Here is a 6000-nt window from a genome sequence, read left to right on the forward strand (position 1 = left end):
TGTACGTATGTGTGTGTCGGGAGGGGGACTTGAACCCCCACGCCCTGTAAAGGGCACTAGCACCTCAAGCTAGCGCGTCTGCCATTCCGCCACCCCGACCGGGTGTGTCGCGGGGCCGGTGGGAGGCCTTGCGACGGGTTAAACCTTAGCACCCGATGAGGACTGCGATCACCCGCCCCTTGGGGTGCCGGGGTGCGGGCGGGAGGATGGGGGTCTACCTGCGAGAAGAGGAGGCAGTGTGAGTGCCGATAGCGCCGCGACCGCGAGTGCCGCTACCGCCGAGAGCGAGGTCGTCGATCTCTGCCGCGAACTGATCCGGATCGACACCAGCAATTACGGCAACAACGAGGGCCCCGGGGAGCGGGCGGCGGCGGAGTACGTCGCCGAGAAGCTGGCCGAGGTCGGGCTGGAGCCGCAGATCATCGAGTCCCGGCCGGGCCGCGCCTCGACCGTGGCACGGATCACGGGCGAGGACCCCTCCCGCCCCGCCCTGCTGATCCACGGGCACACCGACGTGGTGCCGGCCAACGCCGACGACTGGACGCGGCACCCGTTCTCCGGGGAGATCGCCGACGGCTGCGTGTGGGGGCGCGGTGCCGTCGACATGAAGGACATGGACGCGATGACGCTGGCGGTCGTGCGGGACCGGATGCGTACCGGGCGCAAGCCGCCCCGTGACATCGTGCTGGCCTTCCTGGCGGACGAGGAGGCGGGCGGCGTCTACGGGGCCCGGCACCTGGTCGACAACCACGCCGACCTCTTCGAGGGGGTCACCGAGGCCATCGGCGAGGTCGGTGGGTTCTCCTTCACGGTCAACGAGGACCTGCGGCTGTATCTGATCGAGACGGCCCAGAAGGGCATGCACTGGATGCGGCTGACCGTGGACGGCACCGCCGGCCACGGATCGATGACCAACAACGACAACGCGATCACCGAGCTGTGCGAGGCCGTGGGCCGGCTGGGCCGGCACAAGTTCCCGGTGCGGGTCACCAAGACGGTCCGCTCCTTCCTGGACGAGCTCTCCGACGCGCTCGGTATCGAGCTCGACCCCGAGGACATGGAGGAGACCCTCGCCCGGCTCGGCGGCATCGCCAAGATCATCGGCGCCACGCTGCAGAACACCGCGGCACCCACCCAGCTCGGGGCCGGTTACAAGGTCAACGTCATCCCCGGGCAGGCGACCGCTCATGTGGACGGCCGGTTCCTGCCGGGGCACGAGGAGGAGTTCCTCGCCGACCTCGACCGGCTGCTCGGTCCGCGCGTACGGCGCGAGGACGTGCACGCCGACAAGGCGCTGGAGACCACGTTCGACGGTGCGCTCGTGGAGGCCATGCAGTCCTCGCTGCGCGCGGAGGATCCCATCGCGCGTGCCGTGCCCTACATGCTCTCGGGCGGTACCGACGCCAAGTCCTTCGACGACCTGGGCATCCGCTGCTTCGGCTTCGCGCCGCTGAAGCTGCCGCCGGAGCTCGACTTCGCGGGGATGTTCCACGGGGTGGACGAGCGGGTGCCGGTTGACGGACTCCGGTTCGGGGTTCGGGTACTGGATCGGTTCCTGGACCAGGCCTGACGCCGCGGGGCGGTGGTCGGCCCCCGTTGATCGGATGCTGTGACCGGCGCTTTTCCGATCTGCGCCGGTGACCTGTCGCAGCCTCGCCCTCGCTGTCCGCCGGAAAGGTGATGTCCCCGGAGCGATATTCGGTCGCCTGTGCGGAAGTGACCGGGACGGGTGAATGATCTAGTCAGTTCGTAGCCTGATTCCGCCATCCTCGTTACAGGGAGTGCGGTCCCCGGTTGGGACCGTATTGCCAACAAGGAGGAACAATGATCAAGAAGGTCATCGCCGCCGCGGCTGCCACCAGCGGTCTTGTGCTGGCTGGTGCGGGTATGGCCGTCGCCGACTCCGGTGCGCAGGGTGCCGCCGTGCACTCCCCGGGTGTCGTTTCCGGCAACGTCGTGCAGGTCCCGGTCCACGTTCCGGTGAACGCCTGCGGCAACACGATCTCCGTGATCGGTCTGCTGAACCCCGCGTTCGGCAACACCTGCGTCAACGACTGACATCACGTCTCATCCGATCCGATCGGTGAGTACATGAGTTCTGAGCGGCCCCGGAGCGCGCGCCACGCGCTCCGGGGCCCTCGGATCTTGAGGGGGCGGGACGGCGCGCGGGTGCGCCTCCCCCTGGCCTGTTACAGACAGCCATCACTAGGCAGGGGATTCCACAGCATGCGTCAAGGCACCAGAAAGGGCCTGATCACCATGGCCGCCGCGGGCGGCCTCCTCGCGATGTCAGGGGGGACCGCGTTCGCCGACTCGGGCGCCCAGGGCGGCAGCGCGAACTCGCCGGGGGTGCTCTCCGGCAACACGATCCAAGCACCGGTGAACGTCACGGTGAACGTCTGCGGCAACACCGTGAACGTCGTCGGTCTGCTCAACCCGGCATCCGGCAACAGCTGCGGCAACGGCGGGCACAGCCCGCAGGGCGGGCGCGGGGCGCACGCGGACGGCTCCACCCAGGGCTCGCCCGGCGTGGGTTCGGGCAACAACGTGCAGGTCCCGGTCGATGTACCGGTGAACGTCTGCGGGAACACCGTCGATGTCGGCGGCGCACTCAACCCCGCGCACGGCAACGGCTGTGCCAACCCGCCGGAACCCTCGGACCCGGGGCCGGTCGACCCGGGGTACCCGGAGGAGCCCGGCAATCCGGGCGAGCCCGGTGACCCGGGCGACCCGGGGGACCCCGGTGACCCCGGTCAGCCGGAGCAGCCGGGCGACCCGGGCGACCCGGGGGATCCGGGTCAGCCCGGTGACCCCGGTGACCCCGGGAAGCCCTCCGAGCCCCAGCAGCCGGGGCAGCCCGGTGACCCCGGTAGCCCCAGTGAGCCCGGCAGCACCGGTGAGGTGCACGCTCCTTCCGAGCCGGAGGCCGTAGCGGTGTCCGACTCGTCCAAGGGCTCCGGAGCCGGGGCGCGGGACGGTGGTGAACTCGCGCACACGGGCTCCGGTGGGCTCGGCGTCGCCGCACCGCTCGGCGTGGGCATGCTCGCGGGCGGCTACGTGCTCTACCGGCGCTCCCGGGTCGCCGGCCGCCGCTGACGTACCCGGCCACCAGGCCGCCAGGCACAGCGCAGGGAGCGGTCCCGCGACAGCGGAACCGCTCCCTCGAAGCCCCTCGTCAGCGACCGATCGCAGCCGAACCGGTGACCTCGGGACCGGTGACCGCCGGACCGATGGTCACCGGGTCGGTCACCGGTCCGGCCACTGGACTGTCACCAGGTGGGGCGCAGCTGACGGATGATGCGGCGGCGGAGACGCACCCGACGGCTCCCGTCCGGGTACAGCCGCATCCGGGCCAGTTCCCAGTGCCCGTACTCGGCATGATCGGTCAGCAGTTGGGTCGCAGCCTTGCGGGAGACGCCTCGAGGGACGTACACATCACGAAATTCGTATTCCGGCATCCTCTCTATTGTGCGGATGGACCCCGTCTGCCGATAGCGTCTGCACTATGTCTGATGCTGCGCAGCCCACCGCTGCCGACGTACGCGCCGCCGCCGAGGCGGTCAAAGCCGCGCTGGACCGGCACCTGGAGGCCGTCGAGCGCCGTGCGGGGGAGTCCCCGGCGCCTGCCGGAGCGGGCTTCGACGCCGGTGCGGCTGAGCGGGACGCCTCGTCGGCAGAGCAGTACGCCGCCGAACTCGACTCCGCCGTCTACGCCGCCTTCGACGCGCTGGCCGCCGCGGGTGAGCACTACGACGAACTGCTGTACGAGGTCTATGACGAGGTCACCCCCTTCGAGATCCCCAGCAGCGAGAGCCTGCCCGCGTACACGGGGCCGGAGGTGCCCAGCGCGCTGAGCGTCCTGATCCGGCGGGACTATGTCATCTCCGAGCCGCACCGGTTGCAGGCCCAGGCCGAGCGCGTCACCGAGCTGGACCCGGAGGCGGCCGAGGACGAGCGGGTCGAGAGCGCCGCACCGGGCAACAGCGTGCACGCGGCGCTCGGCGTGCTCTTCGGCGAGTACGAGCCGGACGAGATCGCCACGCGCCACAAGGAGTTCGGCCTGGAAGAGGGCGACTCCACCTTGTGGGTCACGTCGGTCGACGAAGCCGCCGAGCCCGGTGAATGGCTGTCGGCCCCCTTCGAGCAGGCGGATCCCCAGCGCGTGATCTGCCGCTTCGACGTCAGTTCCGTCTTCGACGAGGACGAGGAGGACCTGCTCCTCGAAGCCCGCCGCGAGGGCGAGGACGACGAAGAGGAAGAGGAAGAGGACGAGGAGCGGGACGCCGAGGGATACGACGAGGACGAAGACGAGGACGAGGACGGGGAGGACGACGACGCCGACTCCGAAGGCGAGGCGGTCGACGACCTCGACGGAACCGCTCCCGCAGGCCGGCGAAGCAGGTAGCAGGAGCAGGTCTGCGCGGCCCGAGGCACGGCACAGGCACGGAGGGGCGCCGCGGGCCGCGCCCCGACCACGGCCCGCTCCGCCCGGCTACGGCTCACACGTCCGTGCTCCGGCTCACATGCCGGGCTCCTGCGCCGCGTCGGCCTCCGTCGCCCGCGCTGCTTCGGCGGCGCGGGCGGACTCGGTCAGGAGGGTGCGCAGCCGGGTCGTGCGCTCCCGGCCCACCACGGAGGCGACCGCGTGGGGGAGCGCGTCGCCCGCACCGTGTACGACCGACAGATGGCGCTTCGCGCGGCTGAAGGCGGTGTAGACCCACTCCCGGGTGAGCGCTCCCGTCGCGTCCCCCGGCAGCACCACGACGGCGGCGGGCCAGCGGATGCCCGCTGCCTGGTGGGCCGTCACCGCCCAGCCGTGCCGCACCGTTTCGGGTACGCGCTCGGGCGGGACCGTCACGCCGCGCTCGCCACAGGCCAGTTGGAGGCCGCGGTCGTCGGCGGAGGTCACGGTGCCGACGCTCGTACGGCCGGGAGCCGGTGAGTAGGCGATCCGGTCGCCGGGGTCGAAGCCGCCGAAGCGACCGGGGCCGGGATTGAGCCTTTCCTTGAGGGCGGAGTTCAGCGCGCGCGTCCCCGCCGCGCCGCCGTGCCCGGGGGTGATCACCTGGGTCTCGGCGGAGGGGACACCGAGTGCGCGGGGCACCGAGTCGGCGACGAGCTGCACCGTGCGGTGCACGGCTTCCCCCGGGTCGGTCACCGGGACGATCACGACCTCCTTGCCGGGCGCCTCCACCTGGTTGAGCTCCCCGATCCCGACGCCCGAGACCAGCTCGCCCACCGGGCCCGGGTCCGGGGTACGCGAGGCGATGTGCGGGCAGTACTTGGCAGCCACCAGATCCCGGAACACCTGTCCCGGGCCCGCGGCACCCAGCACGCCCGGGTCTCCGCTGAGCACCAGCCGTACTCCGTCGGGCAGCGACTCCAGCAGGCCCGCGGCCGTCTCCGCGTCGAGTTGGGGGGCGTCGCAGACGGCCAGCAGATCGACGGCGAGGGCCCCTTCGCCGTCCCGCTCCGGCCCCTCCGCACCCGCGAGGACACCGGCGACGGTGGCACTGCCTGTACCTGCGCCCTGGTCCGGTGCGGCGTCGTCCCCCGCGTCGGCGAGGAGTCGGGCCATGCGGGCGCGGCCGTCATCCGTATGGGTGAGCGCCCAGGCGCGCAGTCCGAGCCCCCCGGCGGCCATGACCAGCGCGGCGACCTCGGCACGGGACGCCTCGCCGCCCGTATGGGTGACCAGCCCGCTGCCGGCCGTGGCGTGGATCAGCTCCCGCGCGGAGGGGGAGGGGGCGCTCTCGGCGGCCGCCGCCCACTGCTCGGCGCCGGCGGTACCGCCCTCGTGCCCGTCGTCCGCCTCCTCGCCGGCCGAGGGGGCGGAGTCGAACGTGCCGGCGATGCGGGCGAGCCCATCGGCCAGGCTCTCCTCCGCCAGCGCGTACCGGTCCAGTCCCACCAGGACGTTGACCGGGCGTTCCGCTTCCTCGGTGTCGTCCTCGTTCATGGCCGAGGGGACCGGCCCGGCGTCCAGCGTGTCCTCGAAGA

The 6000-nt window shown here is 71.8% G+C and carries 6 protein-coding genes and 1 tRNA gene; 4 read left to right on the top strand and 3 right to left on the bottom strand.

Going from position 1 to position 6000, the window contains the following annotated elements; genetic code table 11:
* Window positions 1-14: 14 nt before the first annotated feature.
* Window positions 15-99, bottom strand: a tRNA-Leu gene (locus tag KBY19_RS30065).
* A gap of 139 nt (window positions 100-238) precedes the next feature.
* Here KBY19_RS30065 and KBY19_RS30070 point away from each other — a divergent pair.
* The 3 genes from KBY19_RS30070 to KBY19_RS30080 all read left to right on the top strand — a co-directional run bounded on the left by KBY19_RS30070 (window position 239) and on the right by KBY19_RS30080 (window position 3096).
* Complete coding sequence (locus tag KBY19_RS30070; RefSeq protein WP_099878957.1) at window positions 239-1570, top strand: M20/M25/M40 family metallo-hydrolase; 1332 nt, start codon at window positions 239-241, stop codon at window positions 1568-1570.
* A gap of 254 nt (window positions 1571-1824) precedes the next feature.
* Window positions 1825-2058, top strand: coding sequence for a chaplin ChpH (gene chpH / locus KBY19_RS30075; protein WP_099878955.1), 234 nt, complete (start codon window positions 1825-1827; stop codon window positions 2056-2058).
* Window positions 2059-2226: 168 nt separating this feature from the next.
* On the top strand, window positions 2227-3096 hold the full coding sequence (locus KBY19_RS30080; RefSeq protein ID WP_210967104.1) for a chaplin family protein: 870 nt from the start codon (window positions 2227-2229) through the stop codon (window positions 3094-3096).
* Between the two features lie 173 nt (window positions 3097-3269).
* Here KBY19_RS30080 and KBY19_RS30085 read toward each other — a convergent pair whose 3' ends face one another.
* Window positions 3270-3458 carry a DUF5703 family protein gene (locus tag KBY19_RS30085; RefSeq protein WP_030408284.1) on the bottom strand — a complete coding sequence of 63 codons (189 nt, stop codon included), beginning with the start codon at window positions 3456-3458 and terminating at the stop codon, window positions 3270-3272.
* A 47-nt stretch (window positions 3459-3505) separates the two neighbouring features.
* Between KBY19_RS30085 and KBY19_RS30090 the strand changes: the two genes are divergently transcribed.
* Window positions 3506-4405, top strand: a complete 900-nt coding sequence (locus tag KBY19_RS30090) for a hypothetical protein (RefSeq protein WP_210967105.1) — start codon at window positions 3506-3508, stop codon at window positions 4403-4405.
* Window positions 4406-4519: 114 nt separating this feature from the next.
* On the opposite strand, the gene KBY19_RS30095 is transcribed toward KBY19_RS30090, so the two are convergent.
* On the bottom strand, window positions 4520-6000 hold a 1481-nt coding region (locus KBY19_RS30095; protein WP_210967106.1), incomplete at its 5' end, for an ATP-dependent RecD-like DNA helicase.

This window comes from Streptomyces sp. B15 (genome assembly GCF_018070605.1).
Classification (GTDB): Bacteria; Actinomycetota; Actinomycetes; order Streptomycetales; family Streptomycetaceae; genus Streptomyces; species Streptomyces smyrnaeus.